Genomic DNA, 18,171 nt, shown 5'->3' with positions numbered 1-18,171 from the left:
CGAGGCGGCGGGTGCGGTGAGCTGACCGGCCCCGGGCCGGTCAGCTCACCGGGTCAGGGCCACCAGCCCCCGACGACCTCGACCCCCTCGCTCTCCAGGGCCTGGTGCCACGCCGGGTCGCGCAGCAGCCGCGTCTCCCACGTTCGCACGATGCCGTCCGGTCCCGTGACCGCGTCCTCGCGCGACGGATGCAGGAACAGCTCGCTCGTGCCCTCGGGGAGGGCCGCGAGCCGACGGAGGTAGTCGTCCCGCAGCCGCTCGTAGGAGCCGAGCTCGTGCGCGCCGCGCCGGTTGGTGGCGATCGTCCGCGGGATGGCCACGCCCAGGGCGTCGGCGAGGGCGACCGCGCGCTCGTGCGCCGCCGCGAGCGGCGGCGGGAGCGGCCCGCCGAAGTACGGCTCCGGGTCGCGGGGCAGCCGGAAGGCCAGGCCGTGGCGGGCACACCACTCGAGCGTCTCGGCGAGCCACGACCTGCCGTGCAGGCCGTAGAGGGTGCCGGCGTGGGAGTCGGCCGCCACGGGGACGGGTCCCCGGTCACGCATCCAGGACAGTTGCGCCTCCGCCTCCCGCATGACGTCCTGGGACTCGCCGCGGGCTCCGAGCGCCATGGGATCGTCGCTGAGCGTCCCGTCCGGATCGACGAGGCTGGCCGCGCCGTCGAGCGGCCGCCAGCGCGGCAGCCCGCGCTCGCTCGTGAGCGTCACGTGCAGGCGCGGTACGACGCCGAGCTTCCACACCTCGTTCGCGGCCTGCTCGGCGATCGGCGAGACGCAGATGAGCGTCGTCGCGCTGACGTGGCCCTCGGCCAGCAGGGCGGCGATGACCTCCGTCGTCCCGGGCTCCCGGCCGAGGTCGTCGGCCGTGATCACGACGCGGCGGGTCATCGGGGACGCTCCACGGCCGACTCGTCCCCGGGCCCCGGGGACGGCGTCTCGACCGGGCCGGCCGCCTCGGGCGGCGTCTCGACCGGGACCGTGATGAACCGCGCCGCGACCGCGCCGATCGCCGTCAGCACGAACGGGTAGGCGCTCAGATACACCCGGAACGCCAGCCCGGGATCGGCGCCGGGATCGTCCCCCGAGTTGTAGCCGAAGAACACCCCCAGCGAGGTGAGCGCGAGCCCGGTCACGATCCCGTTGAGCCGGCCGAAGAACCCGAACGCCGACAGGAACAGCCCTTCGCGGTGCTGCCCGTTGCGCGCCGCGTCGGCGTCCAGCACCCGCGCGACGATGAGGTCGTTCGTCGCGAGCATTCCCGACCACCCCACCCCGACGAACACCGACGCGGCGATCGCGGTGCCGAGATCGGTGGCGAGGAACAGTGCCGCGAAGCTGACCGCGAGGAGCGCGAAGGCCAGCCGCCAGGTCCACAGGGCGCCACGGCGCGCGACGACACGCGTCCACACCACGAGACCGGCCGCCGAGACGACGATCGCGATGCCCTGAAGGTAGAGCGCGTTCGCGACCGCGAGGCCGAGCGAGTAGCGGACGTACAACTGGAAGCCCGAGAGCACGAGCGCCATGGCGATCCCGTAGCAGGCGCCGGTGAGCCCGACCGTCCAGAACAACGGGTTGCGCACGATCGACCACACGCTGGGCAGCAGCAGCGACCGCTCACGCGTGGAGTAGCGGGGTCGCTCACGCGCGCTGAGCGCCATGAACGCGATCACGACGAGCGCGATCACGCCGTAGATGATCGCCGTGATCTGGAAGCCCTGGGTGGAGTCCTCGGTGCCGAACACGCTCGTCGTGAGCACCGGGGTGACGGCGAGCGAGACCACCAGCGCCACGAGCTGGAAGCCCTGGCGCAGGCTGTTGGCCACGGCGCGGTCGCGCTCCCGAGGGTAGAGCTCGGGGAGCAGCGCGCCGTAGTTCGCGTTGAGCATCGAGTCGAAAGCCTCGCAGAGGATCGCGAACACCGCGAACCAGAGCACGAGGCCCATGCCCTCCAGCGAGGTCGGCGTGGAGAAGAACGCGATCATGCAGGCCGCCAGCATCGGGGCGCCGACGAGCAGCCACGGCCGGCGCCGGCCGAACCGGGTGCGGGTGCGGTCGGAGAGGTGGCCGAGCAGCGGGTTGTCGAGGGCGTCGATGACCGCGTAGATCACCATCACCGCGCCGTAGGCGCGCACGTCGAGGCCGAGAATGTCGACATAGAAGAGGATCATCGATCCCTTGATCATGTTGATCGGGATGGATGTGCCTAACATCCCGGCGGCGTAGCGCCACGCGGGAGTCCGCTCCAGGACGGGGGCCACGGCGGGCTGGGACACGCGATCACCTTCCTTGCTGATGCGTCGCTGTGCGCGGCGTCACCTTCGCACTCGCAGGCGAACAGCGGGTGAAGCGGGTCGTGCCGCACCGGACGTCGGCTGCCGTCCGGTCCCAGTGTGGCGCCCGTCGGCCACCTACCGCTCGTTCCGGCCGTCCGCCAGCCCGCATACGCCGGGGGGCGCGCCGGCCATCGGCACCACTACCACGACCTCGACCCTCCTCGGGCTGCCGCGCACCGACGCGCGGTCACGCGGCGAGTTCCTCACCTTGACCGGCGCCTCCGGCTGACCACCGGCAGGCGCAGCGTGCAGGCGAAAACCTCCAGGCGGGCGGCGGGCCTGAAAAAAATCTTGAGCAGAATGATCAAAAGTCTGGACCAAGGGATTGACGGACGGGACGATCCGATCGTCAACCGAAGATCGCGACACGTCCCCTCAAGCCCTGGACAACGGCCGCTCACCACACGGATCGTTCGGCAGGCCGCCCCAGGAGTCCCAGTCGGCACCCCCTTGGAGAGGTCCATGGATCTACCCGAAGAGTTAGATCTCCCCGAATCCCGATGGAACAGCCTGCAACCGCCCTCCGCCCAGGAGCCGGCTCGCCCGGACAGTTCCTGGAACCGCCTCGAAGGTCAGAAACCCGAATCCCGCTGGCCGCGCAGGCTGGCCCCGGTCCTGTCGGTCCTCCTGATGGTGGAGCTGACCTACGCCATGCCGGCCTACGCGGCGCCGCGCGAGGCACCGTCGGTGCAGCGGGAGAAGCCGGTCACGGGCGGCAAGGTCGCCGTGAAGCCGCCGCTGGAGAACCCGATCACGAAGCAGGCGTGGAAGGCGCCACCGGCCGTCACCTGGCCCAAGCCGCAGAAGGTCGAGCTGGGCGGTTCGGTCAAGACGCTGGCGGCCGGGTTCCCGGTGCGGCTGGCTCCCCAGCAGGGTCTCAAGGCGGCGGCGGTCGAGCCGGTGAGCGTGGAGCTGCTGAAGACCGACCGGCTCGGCCTGGCGATGCGGGTGTCGCCCGGGCAGGGGGCCACGGTGGCGGCCAAGTCCGCTGCCAAGACCCGCCTGGAGGTCGACTACTCCGGCTTCCGGCACGCGTACGGCGGTGACTACGGTTCCCGGTTGCGCATGGTCAAGCTGGAGGAATGCGCGCTCACCGGCGCCGCGGACTGTCCCGCGCCGGAGCCGATCAAGAGCGAGAACAACGCCAAGGACGGCACGGTGACCGCCGAGGTCCAGACCGGCGCCGTGTATGCGCTGACCGCGGCCGCGTCCGGCCCGTCCGGCGACCATGCGGCCACCTCTCTGGCCCCCTCGGCGAACTGGAGCGTGGGCACCCAGTCCGGCGACTTCAACTGGGGCTACGAGATGCGTACGCCGCCCGCGCTGGGCGGGGACGCGCCGGAGCTGTCGCTGGGTTACTCTTCGCAGAGCGTGGACGGCCGGTCCGCTTCCACCAACAACCAGCCCTCCTGGGTGGGTGAGGGGTTCGAGCTGAACCCGGGTGGTTACATCGAGCGGCGCTACAAGTCCTGCTCGATCGACGGCAAGAAGACCGGGGACCTGTGCTGGGACCAGGACAACGCCACGATGTCGCTGGGCGACTCGGCGATCGAGCTGGTCTGGAACGCCACCACCAAGCAGTGGCGGCCCAAGCGCGATGACGGCACCCGGATCGAGGCGCGCACCGGCGCCGCGAACGGTGACAACAACGGCGAGTACTGGGTCGTCACTACCGACGACGGGACGCAGTACACGTTCGGGTTGAACCGGTTGCCGGGATGGACGTCGGGCAAGACGGAGACCAAGTCGGTGCAGACGGTGCCGGTGTTCGGCAACAACAGCGGCGAGCCGTGTTACTCCAGCACGCCGGCCAATGCCTGGTGCCAGCAGGCGTATCGGTGGAACCTGGACTATGCGGTGGACACCCACGGCAACGCCACGACGTACTGGTACGAGCAGGAGACGAACTTCTACGGCCGTAACTCCAAGCCGGAGCTGGGCACCCAGTACATTCGGGGTGCCTATCTGCGCCGGATCGACTACGGCTACCTGAAGGACGAGCTGTTCACCAAGAAGCCGGCCGCTCAGGTGGCGTTCGATGTGGCCGAGCGCTGCCTGCCCAGCGGGACGGTCACCTGTGCGCCGGAGCAGTTGAAGAAGGACACCGCCAATCATTGGCCGGATGTCCCGTTCGATCAGATCTGTGATTCCGGGGTGAAGTGCACCGACCGGCTGACGCCGACGTTCTTCTCCCGGAAGCGCCTGTTCAAGGTCACCACGCAGGTGCTCAACGCCTCCGGCCAGTACTACCCGGTGGACTCGTGGGCGCTGAAGCAGGAGTTCCCGGCCTCGGGTGACGGGATGAGCCCGGCGTTGTGGCTGGCCTCGATCCAGCAGACCGGCCTCGTCGGCGGGACCTTGTCGCTTCCGCCCGTCACGTTCACCGGCCTCCAGTTGCCGAACCGGGTCGACACGAACGAAGGCCGCGCGCCGCTGGTCAAGTGGCGGGTGCAGGCGATCGGCAATGAGAACGGCGGCGAGCTGCGGATCAACTACTCGCCTGCCGACTGCAAGCCGGGTGACGTGCCCGCGGCCGACAAGAACAGCAGGAACTGCTTCCCGCAGCGCTGGGCGCCGCCGGATGAGGCCGAGGTCACCGACTGGTTCCACAAGTACCTGGTCAAGCAGACGGTCGAGGTGGACCGGGTGGCCGGCTCGCCGAACGTCGTCACCGACTTCGAGTATCTCGACGGCGCCGGCTGGCGCTTCGCGGACAACATCCTGGTCAAGCCCGAGCACCGCACGTGGTCGGACTTCCGTGGGTTCGGCAGGGTTCGCGTTCGTCAGGGTGACGGGCAGGACGGCAAGCGCACGCTGACCGAGTTCCGGTATTTCCGTGGTCTGGACGGGGACAAGCAGGCCGACGGTTCCAAGCGCAGCGCGCAGGTGGTGGACACCGAGGGAGGCAAGCTGGACGACCTCGACCAGTACGCCGGCTTCGAGCGCGAGGAGATCCTCCACGACGGCGACGGCGGATCCATCCTGAACGCCACGCTCGAGGAGCCGTGGTCGTTCAAGACCGCCGAGTCCACGCAGGGCGGTGTCACCAAGGCCGCGTACATCGTGCAGCCCAAGTCCATGGTCACCCGCACCGCCCTGGCGGGCGGCAAGTGGCGGCGGACCGGCGAGGCCCGGACGTACGACACCAAGGGCCTGCTCATGCAGGTCGAGGAGCAGGGCGACCTGGCCAGCGGCGACGACGACCAGTGCACCCGCTACACCTACGCCCTCAACGACACCTCCTGGATGCTCGACTACCCCAGCCGGGTCCAGAAGGTCGCGGCACCCTGCACCACCGCCGTGTCCAAGCTGGCCGCCGACGAGGTGATCTCCGACGAGAAGGTCCGGTACGACGGCCAGGCGCACGGTCAGGCCCCGACCAAGGGCGACGTGACCGCGGTCGAGGAGCTCGTCTCGGCGGACGGCACGACGATCACGGGCAGCACGCGTACCTATGACGTCTATGGCCGGCAGACCAGCGAGACGGACCCGGTGCAGACCAAGTCCGTCACCGCCTACCTCCCGGCCACGGGCGCTCCCGCGCGGGAGACGACCGAGACCAACGAGCTGGGCCAAGTCGAGCGCACGCTGCTCGAACCGGCCTGGGGCGAGCCGGTCGCCGAGATCGACGCGAACGAGCGCCGGGTCGACATGGAGTACGACCCGCTCGGCCGCCTGGTCAAGGTCTGGCAGCCCGACCGCAGCAAGGCGGCGAACCAGTCGCCGAGCACCGAGTACGTCTACACCATGCGCACCGACGGCCCCAGCTACGTCACCACGAAGACGCTGGGCGCCGACGGGAACTACACCGTCAGCCACGAGCTGTACGACGGCCTGATGCGCGAGCGGCAGACCCAGGAGCCCGCGCCCCGCGACGACCAGGCCACCGATCCGGCGCTGCGTGACGGCCGGACGATCACCGACACCTTCTACAACTCCCAGGGAGAGCAGTACAAGGAGAACACCGGCTACTTCGCCACCGGCACCCCCTCCACCGACCTGCTGGCGGTGGCCGACGCCGACGTGCCCAACCAGATCGTGTCGCTCTTCGACGGTGTCGGCGAGGTCAACGCCGAGGTCCTCAAGGCGAAGGGCGTGGAGAAGCACCGGGTGACCGCCAAGCAGGAGGGTGACCGGATCCACATCACGCCGCCCGCGGGAGGCACCGCGACCACCCGCATCGGCGACGCCGACGACCGCCTGATCGAGCTGCGCCAGTACAAGGGCGCCAGCCCTACCGGCGAGTACGAGGCCACGAAGTACACCTACGACGCCGCCGGGCGGCTGTCCACGGTGACCGACCCCGCGGGCAACGTGTGGCGCCACCACTACGACCTGCGTGGCCGGGAGATCGAGACCGAGGACCCGGACAAGGGCGTCACGAAGACCACGTACAACGACGCCGACGAGGTCGTCACCACCACCGACGCCCGCGGCAAGACCCTGTGGTACGGCTATGACAAGCTGGGCCGCAAAACGGAGATGCGCGAGGGCTCCGCGACCGGTCCGCTGCTGGCCGAGTGGAAGCACGACGCGCTGGCCAAGGGCCACATGAACGCCAGCATCCGGTATGTGGGCGGGCAGGCGTACAAGGCCGAGATCAACAAGATCGACGAGGACTACCGCACGCTGCGCCAGACCATCACCATCCCCGAGCGAGAGGCCAAGCTGGCCGGCTCCTACCAGCTCAACACCCGCTACACGCTCGACGACCAGGTCCAGTCCGTCACCTTCCCGGCCGTCGGCGGCCTGGCGGAGGAGTCGGTCGTCTACAGCTACGACGTGCTCAGCCAGCCGACCCAGGTGACCGGCCTGTCGGCGTACGTGAGCGCGACCCGTTACTCCAAGATGGGCGAGACCCTCCAGTACGAGCTGGGCGAGGGGAACAAGAAGACCTGGCTCACCTACACCCACGACGAGGCCACCCGCAGGCTGACCGGCATGCGGCTGGACCGGGCCGGTGCCGCCCGCAGCGACCTGGACCTCAACTACGGCTACGACGCGATCGGCAACATCACCAAGATCAGTGACAAGGCCGTCCAGGACACCCAGTGCTTCACCTATGACCACCTGCGCCGCCTGTCCTCGGCGTGGACGGCCACCGACGACTGCGCCTCCGGCTCACCGCAGTCCGACAAGATCGGCGGCGTGGCCCCGTACGCGGTCAGCTACGGCTACGATTCCACCGGCAACCGGATCAAGGAGACCAAGCACGCCTGGGGCGGCGCCTCCGAGCAGGTGCGCACCTCCACCTACCCGGCGCCGGGCGGCAAGCAGCCGCACGCGCTGCAGACCGTCGGCGCGGACCTGTTCCAGTACGACGAGGCCGGCAACACCACCCGCCGCAAGGTCGGCACCTCCGACCAGACCCTGGTCTGGGACGCCGAGGGCAACCTGGAGTCGGTGACCGAAGCCGGCAAGACCACGTCGTACCTCTACGACGCCGACGGCGACCGGCTGCTCCGCAAGACCCCGACCGACGCCACCCTCTACATCGACGACATGGAGCTGCGTTTCGACTTCGCCGAGGACAAGGTCGAGCAGACCCGCTACTACACCATCGGTGGCGAGCCCATCGCGGTGCGCACACCGGACAACCAGCTCTACTTCCTGGCCAACGACCACCAGGGCACCGCGCAGGCCGCGGTGAACGCCGGCACCGGAGACTTGGCCATCCGCAGGCAGACCCCGTTCGGCGAGGACCGGGGCTCGCCGCCACCGTGGTGGCCGGGGCAACGCGGATTCGTCGGCGGTACGGAGGACCCGACCGGGCTCGTCCACCTCGGCGCCCGTGAGTACGACGCCAAGAACGGCCGGTTCATCTCGGTCGATCCGATCATCGACGAGGAGGACCCGCAGCAGCTCAACGCCTATGCCTATGCCAACAACAGCCCCGTCAGCATGAGCGACCCCGATGGGCAGTTCGCCTGGTTCGTCGTCGCCATCGCGGCCAGGGTCGCACTGCGCATAGCGGCCAGGCGGGCGGCGCAGGCCGCTGCCCGGCGGGCGGCGATCGCGGCGGCCCGGCGACGGGCCCTCCAGGAGGCCAGGCGCAGAGCCGCCGAGGCGGCCAGAAGGCGCGCCGCGGAAGCAGCCCGGCGCAGGGCGGCCGAGGCGGCCAGAAGGCGCGCCGCGGAAGCAGCCCGGCGGAGAGCGGCCGAGGCAGCCAGAAGGCGCGCCGCGGAAGCAGCCCGGCGCAGGGCGGCGGAGGCCAGGCAGAGAGCCGCCGCCGCGGCGGCCAGGCGGCGGGCGGCGGAGGCCGCGCGCCGGGCCGCGGCGAACAGGCGGCGGGCCCAGGCCGCGGCCAGGGCGGTGACCAGGCGCGCGAACAGGGCCCGGCCCGTGGCCCGGCAGCGGCCCGCCACCCGGCCGACCAGTCACCGGGCGGCCCAGCGGCAATCGCCGCCCAGGGCACGGCGTACACCGGCGACCTCGCAAGGCTCCAGCTACCGGCAGGGCGCCATCCAGCGGTCCGCGATCCGGCACCCTCGGATTAACAAGGGGTTCGAGACCGGACTGCAGTACCAGGACAAGTTCTCGGACACCCTCGGCAGGGCGTTCCCGCTCATACCGAAGTACGGCGACGCGATGGGCGATATCGGACGCCCGGGCGCGTTCGTCATCGGTTTCATCCGGGGCTTCTTCAAGAAGCCGTTTGAGTGACGCGGCCCGAGGTTGTTCCAGGCCACGACGGCCGCACCATCGAGAGGAGATAGCACCTTCCGCTGAGGGCCTGTAGCGGCCGGCGGCGGCGAACGGGAGGGGGTCGCGTCGCGGCCCCCTCCCTCATCTCATCGGCGTGCTCCGCGGCCGCGGCGCCAGCGCAGGATCAGCGTCGCGGCGCACGCGAGGGAGATCGCCAGTGCGGCCGCCGACAGCCCCACCGCCCACGCGACCCCCGCACCCTTCCCACTCATGGACTCAGCGCCCGAGGCCAGCGCCGCCTGGGCGTCACCCGTGGACGAGGAAGCCGCCGCGTTCCCCTGGGCGCCATCGCTTCCCTGGGTGTCGCTGCCCTTGGGCAGCAGCTTGAGCACCGGCGCGGGCCGCTCCGGCTCCTCGGCGCCGGGGACCGGATCCTGGATCCAGCGCACCACCTCGCCGTCGCTGTAGTGCTGGAGGGTCTTGAACACGAGCCGGTCGGTCTCGGGCAGCGGCCCGACGCTCACCGAGAACTCGTCGTACTCACCTGGTCTGATGGCTTCCTCCGGGTCCGCCGCGGTCCAGGTGATCTTGCTGACGACCTCGCCGACCGACGCGCCGTGCGCCTCGACCGGCGTGGCCGGCCTGGTCTTCGTGATCTCGTACGTGAACCGGGGGTTCGGCTTGACCGACACCGAGGCCAGCGCGGAGTCGGCGGGAAACTGGAGCTCGATCCCGGTCGTGTCCGCGTCGTCGCGCTCGTTGGGCACGCGGAACGTCAAGGCGGCGTAACCGCCCTGCGTGGCCGTGCCCGGGCTCACCACCACGTGCGCGAACGCCACCCCCGGCAGGACGCCCACCAGGCAGGCCGCCACCGCGACGGTCACCAGACCGCCCACGAGGCGACGCGGCGCCCGCGCCCCCGCGCCGGCTCCGCCTCTCGCAGAAAGGACTCTCAACGTTCCTCGAACCTTCTTCTCTGCCGGGGCGCTAGCCGAGGCGGGCCAGCGTCGTGCTCATCAACGTCTCGATCTTCTCGTCGGTGTCGGCGCGCTGGCCCACCTTCTTGATCTGCGCGTAGCCGACGTAGACGATGGCGTTCGCCTTGTGCACCACGACGGTGACCAGATCGTCGTAGGTCTCCGGGTTCACCTCCGGCGGCGAGGTGTGCACGAGGTGCTGGGCGAACCCCTTCCATCCGTTCAGCTCGATCGGCCGGCTGCCGACCTTGTACTCTCCCACGACGGACGGCGGTCCGCCGAACACGCTGAACGCCTCCGGGCACTTGGCCGACTCGGTCGTGACGGCGCTCATCGTGTTGCCGGCGAGCGCGTCGCTCTGGAAGACCACCGCGCCCTGCGTGACGACCGGGAGCGACGACGGCCCCACGCGCTGCGGGCCGACGATGAACCTGCCGGTCGGGTTCCCGCCCACCGGCTCGACCGCCGGCTGCACGACGACCTTGACGTCCTCGGAGCGCTGGACGTACGGGCAGGTCGGGATGCTGTTCGGCGGCGTGTAGATGACGTGGGACCCGTGGTCGGAATCCTCGGTCTCGACCGCGCCCTCGCCCAGGTCGGCGGGGCGTACGAGGCCGGCCCGGACGGAGTCCACGGTGTAGGGCGGCTTGGCCTGCGGTTGCGGGGCCGTGCCGGAACAGCCCGCCAGGACGCCGAGCGCCAACGCGCCGGCGGCGGCCAGCCATCGGGACGCCCCGCGGTCAGCAGCTCGCATGTGTGTCATCAGCCTTTCAGCGTGCCGTGAACGGGACACGAATGGGTGCCTCATCGAAATCGGTGACGCGAATGTCCAGCCGCAGCACCCACTCCCCCGGGTACGGGATGGACATCGAGTTCGCCACGTAGTGGCCGGGTTCGGCACCGGTCACCTTGACGGGCAGCGCCGGCACCGTACCGTCTCGTGACTCGAGCGCGCCGGAGATCTCGGGAACGGCGACCAGCAAGCCGTTCCCCCCGTTGAGGTAGATGTCGGCCACGTTGCGGCCCGGCCTGGCCGGCTCGATCCTCACCTCGACCGAGGCGCCCCGCAGGCCGGGGGCCGCGCCCTGCGCGGCCGCCGCGGCGGCGGGGAAGGGCACCGTGCTGTCCACCGGCGGTGCGTAGCTGGTGCGGGCCGGGGCGGTGTTGACCAGGACGGCGGTGATCGACACGACGGCGATCCCGAGCACGGCCTCGCCCGCGACCGAGCGGCGCAGCCGGCGCAACGCGGCGGACGGGACGGCGTCGAAGCCGCTGGGCTCGCGGGTGCGCCGCCGGACGAACCGCCGTGCCCCGGCGGCCAGGGCCAGTACGGCGAGGACGGCGGCGAGCTTGCCGAGCAGCAGCCGCCCGAAGTCGGTCCCGCCGAGGGCACCCCACGTTCCGACCTGCCGCCAGGCCAGGTAGATACCGGTCACCGCGATGACCACGAAGCAGATCTGCGCGAGCAGGGAGAACCTCGGCAGCGCGGGCTCCAGGGAGACGGCGCGGGCGGGATCCCGCCGCCCCGCCGGGATGAGCACGCAGGCCACGAGCGTGATCAGGCCGCCCAGCCACAGCGCCATGGCGAGCAGGTGCAGGCTGGTCGCCGGCACCGCCAGCCAGGTCTGTTCGCCGGTCTGCGCGTGGTCCGCCAGTGTCCAGGTCAGCGCCAGCGCGACACCCCCGGCCACCGCGCCCGCGACCAGAACACCCCGGCGACCGCCACCGACCGCCCCGCCCCTGGCGGAGGACCCGGAGGAGGGGCCGGTGGGCGGCGCGGTGGGCGGCGCGGTGGGCGGCGCGGTGGGCGGCGCGGTGGGCGGCGCGGTGCGGTGGGCGGTGGTCCAGAAGGCCACGCCGAGGGCCAGTACGATCGCCAGCCGTGCCACCAGCGCCTGGCCCAGGCGGGTGGTCAGGGTCGCGCCGAGCAGGTCCGGGTCGAAGACCCCGGCGAGCGGCGTGCCCTCGGCGTACGGTCCCTGAACGAGCAGCACCAGGACGGTGCCGGCGGTCAGCGCGGCCAGGCCGGACCACACGATGCGCCGCCCGCGGCGGTCGCCCCGGCCCGCGGGCCAGAGCACGACGACGAACAGCGCCCCGCCGAGCGCGAGGGCCACGCCGAGAAAGGCCAGGGCACGGCCGATCGCGTCCACGACGGGGACGGCGGGGTCGGTGTCCTGATCCACGGTGACGGCCAGCGAGCTCGGCCGGCCGACGCTGAAGCTGAACGCACCCGACACCACATGCGAGTCCGCGGACGTGACCCGCCACGCGACGACGTACGTTCCCTCGGCCAGCCCTGCGGGCAGGCTCGCCCGCGCCGTGTTGGCCTTGCCCTCCGCGTAGCCCGGAGCGCCGATCGCCAGGCTCTTCCCGGTCACGTCGAGCAGTTGGATCGCCCGCCGGCCGAGGCTCACCGACTCGTTGAAGTGGAGCCTGACCTCGGCCGGGGCCCGGCCCAGCACCTGGGTGTCGACCGGCGAGCTCTCGATCAGGTAGGCGTGCGCGTAGGCCGGGCGCGTGACCGCGGCGGTGACGAGGTCCGCGACCAGGCCACCGGCCACGAGGAGCACGATGACCGCCAGCCGCGCCACCGGCCGGGCCCGGCGGCGAACCGCGAGGCGCGTACCGCTCATCGACCGGCCCGGGACATACGTACCGCTCATCGTCCGGCCCGGCCCGGGAGACACTTACCGCTCATCACCCGGCCCCGCCCGCGCGCGGTTCGCCGGGCATGGTCCGGTAGCCCATCCAGTGCACCGCCTGCTTCGCTTTCCGGTAGACCGCCAGTTCCAGCCGAAGGCCTGCCCGAGCGCGGCGTGGTTCCGCGCTCGGGCAGGCCTCCCGCTCAGTCGGTCACTACTTGTCGCACGAGTTCCAGCAGATCTTCTTGTCCGGCTTGCCGGCCAGCCTGCCGTCGAAGCGGAGCACGTCCACGCCCCGGTTGTAGTCGGCGACGTAGACCAGCCCGTTGTGCCAGTAGGAGGCCGACGCCGAGCCGGCCGTCACGCCCTCGCCCGCGGGCACCCGGAAGTAGCCGACCTGGGTCGGGTTCTCGGGGTCCGACACGTCGAGGAAGCGGGTGCCCTGCCCGTACCAGGCCTGTGCCACGATGTTGCCGTTCACCGTGAACCAGTGGGCGGAGCAGCTACCGGTGGTGGCCGACCCCTCCTTGCCCCACGGCGACCAGTGGCTGATCAGCTTCAGCCGGAACGGCTTCTCCGGCGTCGAGCGCCAGGCGTCGCCGTCGTAGCTGCCCTCCAGTGAGGCGATCTTGAACTCGCCCGCCTGGGAGCAGGTCGTGATGTTCTCGTTGGTGATGTAGAGCAGCTCGCCCTTGTCGTAGCGGCCGAGCTTCTCGGTGTTGTGGTAGGCGTTGTGGTCGAAGAAGTCGAAGAACTCGGTGCCTGCCGGGTTCGTGGGGACGACGGTGCCTCCCGCGTACGGCACCGGGTCGAAGGCCGTCGCCACCCGCCGGCGCTTCTGCACCGGGTCGTAGTGCTTGCCCTCGGTCCAGTAGCCGCGTACGCCGCCCTCGCCGGAGGCCCACGCGACACCGTTCTTGTCGACGTCGACGCTGTGCACGTAGTCGGTGACCCCGTCGAACCGGCTGAGGTCGAGCGCCCCGTCCCACGTGCGCGGGTGCCGGTAGTCGCGGATGTCGGTCACCCGCACCGGTACGCCCTTCCACGCCGGGTCCTGGCCCGGCGTACCCGTGTTGGCCGGGCCGACCGTCCACAGGTATTTGCAGTCGTTGATGCAGGTGGAGGTGTGGCCGGCCGGGATCGGCTGGAAGACGGCCGTCTCGGGCTTCCACGGGTCCTTGACGTCGATGATGTAGACGCCCGACTGCCCGGTCGAGACGGTGCCGCCGAAGCCGCGCGGGTCGCGGCTGAGGAAGACCAGCTTGCGCTTCCCGTCGACGGTCATGTTCTCGCCTTCCCAGAACCTGTCCTGGGTGTCACCCGGCTGGCGCAGCTGGGCGGCGGTGATCGTCGAGACCAGGGCGGGATGCTTGGGGTCCTTCAGCGACCAGACGGCGAGACCGCCGGTGCCGTTGGCGAACATGAAGTCGTAGCCGTACTTCTCGTAATGGATGAAGTTCAGTCCCGAATACCCGCTCACCCCCTTGACGTTGTCGAGGAACGTGACGTTCCCGGCGACAGCGTTCGTCGGGATGTTGTGGACGTCGTCGAGGACAGGGCCACCGTGGGCGGAATTGTAGGACGGGGACGATTCGGACGGATCATCGGCTAACGCCGGGCTTACTCCAGACACTTGGAGCGCCGCCACGGCCGCCAGCGCGACCGCACCCGCCACCAGGGACTTCACTTTCACCGAACACTCCCTAGAGGCCGCGTGGTGTGATCGGACACACCGCGCGGCCGAAGATCACAGGTGGCATGATTCTAGGATCAGCACGAACCCGCTGTCACGGGTTAAAAACGGACAACCTTCGCGATCACCCCGGAAGATCGCGTGCCGCCTTCCGCAGCAGCAGGTCCGCCCCGATGACGGGTTCGCCGTGGCCGACGCAGGCCACCCGGGCGCCGGCCTCCGCGAGCCGCCGGAACGACCGGAGCATGTCCTGGCGGTCCATATTGAACACCCCCGGCATGACCTGACCGGTGACCTGCGCGACGGCGGCACCGGTGAACAGGACACCCGCCCGCGGCAGGTGGAGGGCGATGCTGCCGTCGGTGTGTCCGGGAGCGGCGATCACGCGGGCTCCGCCGCCGAAGCCGATCACGTCGCCGTCCGACCTCCTCACCGATCGGCTCACCACCCTGTGCGAGGCGCTGTCCGGTCACGGAGGCGACCCCGAGCGCGTGTGCGACCGCGCGATGCGCGCCATGACGGCGCGCGGGTCGAAGGACGACATCGCCCTGCCGGCCATGCACGCCGACCCGCCCTCCGGCCGCGTCCGCTGAGATCGGGGGCAGCCGGGTTTCACCAAGGAAACGGGACGCCACGCAATTTCCCGGCAATTGTTCGGCCCGGTTGAATCGTTCATCCGCGCGTAAATTATTCGCCCAGTAATTCCTGACAGCCCGCCATCGGGCCGGCGCGCGGGTTTATTGCCGCGACATAACGGACAGCCATCACTCATGTCTTGGGAGGAACGACGCAAAAGGCCATCGCGGCCATGATGTTCGACCGGGCCGCGAGTATGTGGCGGCGGCAGGGTTACGCCGCCGCGGAGGACGGGGTGGTGGGCATCGACGACGCCTACCGGCACTGCGAGCAGATCATGCGCAGTCAGGCCCGCAACTTCTCGTACGGCCTGCGGCTACTGCCCGCCCCCAAGCGGCGCGCGCTCAGCGCCGTCTACGCGCTGGCCCGCAGGATCGACGACATCGCCGACGGCGACGGGCCCGCCGAGCAGCGGCTGGACCGCCTGGCCGCGGTCCCCGAACTGCTCGGAGGGGTCACCCCCGCGCGCTCCGACCTCGTACTGGTGGCACTGCTAGAGGCCGCCGGACGTTACCCGATCCCGCTCCCGGCGTTCGCCGATCTCGTGGACGGTTGCGCCGCCGACGTGCGCGGGACGACGTACGCGACGTTCGAGGACCTCGTCGCCTACTGCCGATGCGTGGCCGGCTCGATCGGGCGGCTCTCGCTGGGGGTGTTCGGCACCGACGACGTCGAGAAGGCCACACCGCTCGCGGACGCGCTCGGCGTGGCCCTGCAGATCACCAACATCCTGCGCGACCTGCGGGAGGACCGCCTGGCCAGGCGGGTCTACCTGCCCGCCCAGGACCTCGAACGGTTCGGCTGCAGCCTGGACGCCGACGCGGACGGCCGGTTCAGCGATCCGCCGGAGCGCCTGGCCCGGCTCGTCCGGTTCGAGGCGGAGCGGGCGCGCGACTGGTTCGCGACCGGGATGCGCCTGCTGCCCATGCTGGACGCGCGCAGCGCCGCCTGCACGGCGACCATGGCCGGCATCTACCGGTGCCTGCTCGACCGCATCGCCGCCGATCCCGGCCGGGCGCTGGCCGCCCGGATGTCGCTGACGACGAGGGAGAAGTCCATGGTCGCGGTGCGTGCCCTCGTCCAGGCGAGGCGCGGGAGAGGCGGGTAGGGCATGCTCAGGGCGACCCGGTGCCGGCGCTGGAGCTCCGCCCTCGGGGAAAGAGGTCGTGGACGACGCCGAGCGTGGTTCCGTTGATCTTTGCCGCCCTGCTGGCGGTGCTGGCCGCCCTGTGTAACGCCGCCGCGTCGGTTCTGCAGCGGCGGGCGGCGCGATCGGTGCCGCAGGAGTTCGGGCTGCGGCTCGGCCTGATCTGGGCGCTCATCGGGAACCCGCTGTGGCGGTGGGGCATCGCGGCGCTCATCGCGGGCTTCGCCTTCCAGGCGGCCGCGCTGTCCAGGGGAGGCGTCTCCCTGGTCCAGCCGGCGATGGTGATCGAGCTCCCGTTCACCATGATCATCCTGTCCCGGGTGTTCGGCACGGTCCTGGACAGGCGGTCGTGGCTGGCGATCGGGGTGTTGTCGGCCGGCCTGGCGATGTTCCTCACCGGGGCGGTTCCGGGCGCGGGGCAGTGGACGCCGGACGCGCTCGAATGGATCATCACCATCATCGTGACCGTGGCGACGGTCGCCGCGCTGGTGGCGGTGGCGGTCCTGTCCAGGGGCCCCATCCGTCCCGCCGCGCTGGGCGTGGCCGGGGGCATCGGCTTCGCCTTCACAGCCACGCTCATCAAGAACTGCACGACGATCCTGGAGCAGGACCCGGGCGCCCTGCTGGTGTCCTGGCCGCTGTACGGGATGGTGGCCGCAGGTCTGTGCAGCGTGTACCTGCTGCAGAACGCCCTGCACAGCGGCACCCTCGTCGTCGCCCAGCCGGCGCTGACCATCAGCGACCCCATGGCGAGCATCCTGTACGGCGCGCTGTTGTACGGGGAGCCGATCCGGACCGGCCCGTGGCTCGTGCTTGAAGTGGCCGGGGCCGGGCTCCTGGTCTACGGCGTCATCGCGCTGGCCCGATCGCCGGTCATCCAGGCCCAAATCGCGACCGGCGAGCCGCCGAAATGAGACCCGCCTGGGCCGGCATCGAGGAGAACAGCGCGCGGGCCCGGTCCGCCTGCCGCTTCCGCGATAGCGGGTCCTCCAGCAGGTCCAGCGCCGCCAGCAGGGCGGGGGCGGTGCCGGTGTGGACGCTCACCCCGGCCCGGGCCATCCCCCGCGCGCCGGCCCGGCCGTGGCCGGGGATGGGCCGGTGGACGATGACCGGCAGCCCAGCGGCGAAGGCCTCCTCGCAGGTCAGGCCGGAGCCGTTGTCGACCAGGGCGTAGGCGGCCGCCATCAGCTCCGGCACGTCATCGCGCCACCCGAGCCCGGGGCCCAGCCCCTCGGCCTGCAGGCGGCGCCGCAGCCCGGCGTTGTTCCCGCACAGGACGAGCGGCGTGTACCGCCCCGACCCCGCCAGCGCCCGCGCGGTGGCGACAACGTCCCCGACCCCCCACGAGCCACTCGACACCAGTACGAACCGCTCCCCGAAACCCACGTCCCCGGGACCCACCGCTCGCCCGGGGCCGATCACCCCCGGGGGACCGATCGCTCCCTGACGGCCGGTCGCCACGCGCGTGAACTCCGGGCGCACGACCGGGGCGCAGTGCAGCGCCGGGCGGCCGGTGCGGGCGGCGATCTCCCCGATGACGTCGGGATTCGGGCACAGGTAGAGGTCGTTGCCACGATGCAGCCACAACCGGTGCACCGCGAAGTCCGTGACCAGCACCGTGCTCGGGCAGGGCAGCCCGCCGCGCTCCCGCAGCAGGCCCGTGAGCTGAGCCGCCAGGTGGAAGGTCGAGACGACCTCGTCGGGCGCCCGGGCGGCGAGGAGCCGGCGCAGCCGGGGGACGGCGAGCGCCGTGAGCGGCGACGTGCCGCCGGCCCGTTTGCCGACGAAGAAGACCTGGTAGATGACCTCGTAGAGCCAGGGAGCGTGCAGGATCATCCAGCGGTACCCGCGGCGCAGCGCCGATCCCAGGCGGAGCGGGAACATCTGGAGGACATCGATGATCTCCGAATCGGCACCCTCGGCGGCGAGCCGGGCGGCCAGCTCGGCGGCCACCCCGTCATGGCCGCTGCCCATCGACGCGCTGAGGATGAGCACCCGCCGCCCCTCATGCCCCGCCCGGCGGGCCCCCACCCGCCCGGACATCTCACTCCCCACGTCCGGCCCCCTCACCCTCCGCGACGGACAGGCCGGGCAGG

Annotated in this window: 12 protein-coding genes; 4 read left to right on the top strand and 8 right to left on the bottom strand. The window is 71.2% G+C overall.

Annotation, left to right across the window (positions count from 1 at the left end; genetic code table 11):
- Positions 1-53: 53 nt before the first annotated feature.
- Together ABGB18_RS08475 and ABGB18_RS08470 are read right to left on the bottom strand one after the other, a co-directional pair.
- Complete coding sequence (locus ABGB18_RS08475; protein WP_347694814.1) at positions 54-884, bottom strand: ChbG/HpnK family deacetylase; 831 nt, start codon at positions 882-884, stop codon at positions 54-56.
- A complete protein-coding gene (locus tag ABGB18_RS08470; protein ID WP_347694813.1) occupies positions 881-2,272 on the bottom strand; it encodes an MFS transporter in 1,392 nt (463 codons plus the stop codon). Before ABGB18_RS08470 ends, ABGB18_RS08475 begins: the two co-directional genes overlap by 4 nt.
- A gap of 690 nt (positions 2,273-2,962) precedes the next feature.
- On the opposite strand from ABGB18_RS08470, the gene ABGB18_RS08465 reads away from it, so the two are divergent.
- On the top strand, positions 2,963-8,995 hold the full coding sequence (locus ABGB18_RS08465; RefSeq protein ID WP_347694812.1) for an RHS repeat-associated core domain-containing protein: 6,033 nt from the start codon (positions 2,963-2,965) through the stop codon (positions 8,993-8,995).
- Between the two features lie 128 nt (positions 8,996-9,123).
- On the opposite strand, the gene ABGB18_RS08460 is transcribed toward ABGB18_RS08465, so the two are convergent.
- From ABGB18_RS08460 to ABGB18_RS08440, 5 genes are all read right to left on the bottom strand, one after another.
- Positions 9,124-9,873, bottom strand: coding sequence for a YcnI family protein (locus ABGB18_RS08460; RefSeq protein ID WP_347694811.1), 750 nt, complete (start codon positions 9,871-9,873; stop codon positions 9,124-9,126).
- A gap of 91 nt (positions 9,874-9,964) precedes the next feature.
- A complete protein-coding gene (locus ABGB18_RS08455) occupies positions 9,965-10,708 on the bottom strand; it encodes a hypothetical protein (RefSeq protein ID WP_347694810.1) in 744 nt (247 codons plus the stop codon).
- Between the two features lie 16 nt (positions 10,709-10,724).
- Positions 10,725-12,590, bottom strand: coding sequence for a CopD family protein (locus tag ABGB18_RS08450; RefSeq protein WP_347694809.1), 1,866 nt, complete (start codon positions 12,588-12,590; stop codon positions 10,725-10,727).
- A gap of 223 nt (positions 12,591-12,813) precedes the next feature.
- A complete protein-coding gene (locus ABGB18_RS08445; RefSeq protein ID WP_347694808.1) occupies positions 12,814-14,292 on the bottom strand; it encodes a hypothetical protein in 1,479 nt (492 codons plus the stop codon).
- A gap of 124 nt (positions 14,293-14,416) precedes the next feature.
- A complete protein-coding gene (locus tag ABGB18_RS08440; protein ID WP_347694807.1) occupies positions 14,417-14,677 on the bottom strand; it encodes an MBL fold metallo-hydrolase in 261 nt (86 codons plus the stop codon).
- Between ABGB18_RS08440 and ABGB18_RS08435 the strand changes: the two genes are divergently transcribed.
- From ABGB18_RS08435 to ABGB18_RS08425, 3 genes are all read left to right on the top strand, one after another.
- Positions 14,655-14,885 (top strand): hypothetical protein, encoded by a 231-nt coding sequence (locus ABGB18_RS08435; protein WP_347694806.1) that lies wholly within the window; start codon positions 14,655-14,657, stop codon positions 14,883-14,885. The genes ABGB18_RS08440 and ABGB18_RS08435 overlap by 23 nt on opposite strands.
- A 182-nt stretch (positions 14,886-15,067) precedes the next feature.
- The gene (locus ABGB18_RS08430) at positions 15,068-16,036 is read left to right on the top strand and encodes a squalene/phytoene synthase family protein (protein ID WP_347694805.1); all 969 of its coding nucleotides are present in this window, start codon (positions 15,068-15,070) and stop codon (positions 16,034-16,036) included.
- 83 nt (positions 16,037-16,119) lie between these two features.
- Positions 16,120-16,989: a DMT family transporter gene (locus ABGB18_RS08425; RefSeq protein WP_347694804.1), complete on the top strand. Its 870-nt coding sequence runs from the start codon at positions 16,120-16,122 to the stop codon at positions 16,987-16,989.
- Here the strand turns inward: ABGB18_RS08425 and ABGB18_RS08420 are convergent.
- Positions 16,949-18,130: a hypothetical protein gene (locus tag ABGB18_RS08420; protein ID WP_347694803.1), complete on the bottom strand. Its 1,182-nt coding sequence runs from the start codon at positions 18,128-18,130 to the stop codon at positions 16,949-16,951. The two genes, ABGB18_RS08425 and ABGB18_RS08420, sit on opposite strands and share 41 nt — an antisense overlap.
- Between the last annotated feature and the right edge of the window lie 41 nt (positions 18,131-18,171).

This window comes from Nonomuraea sp. B12E4, assembly GCF_039871825.1.
Classification (GTDB): Bacteria; Actinomycetota; Actinomycetes; order Streptosporangiales; family Streptosporangiaceae; genus Nonomuraea.
This window is presented reverse-complemented; position numbering and strand designations above follow the sequence as displayed.

Excerpts from the sequence above, each read along its gene's own strand:
- ABGB18_RS08475 (WP_347694814.1), bottom strand. The coding sequence starts at position 884 with ATGACCCGCCGCGTCGTGATCACGGCCGACGACCTCGGCCGGGAGCCC.
- ABGB18_RS08465 (WP_347694812.1), top strand. The coding sequence starts at position 2,963 with ATGGTGGAGCTGACCTACGCCATGCCGGCCTACGCGGCGCCGCGCGAG.
- ABGB18_RS08455 (WP_347694810.1), bottom strand. The coding sequence starts at position 10,708 with ATGCGAGCTGCTGACCGCGGGGCGTCCCGATGGCTGGCCGCCGCCGGC.
- ABGB18_RS08450 (WP_347694809.1), bottom strand. The coding sequence starts at position 12,590 with ATGAGCGGTACGCGCCTCGCGGTTCGCCGCCGGGCCCGGCCGGTGGCG.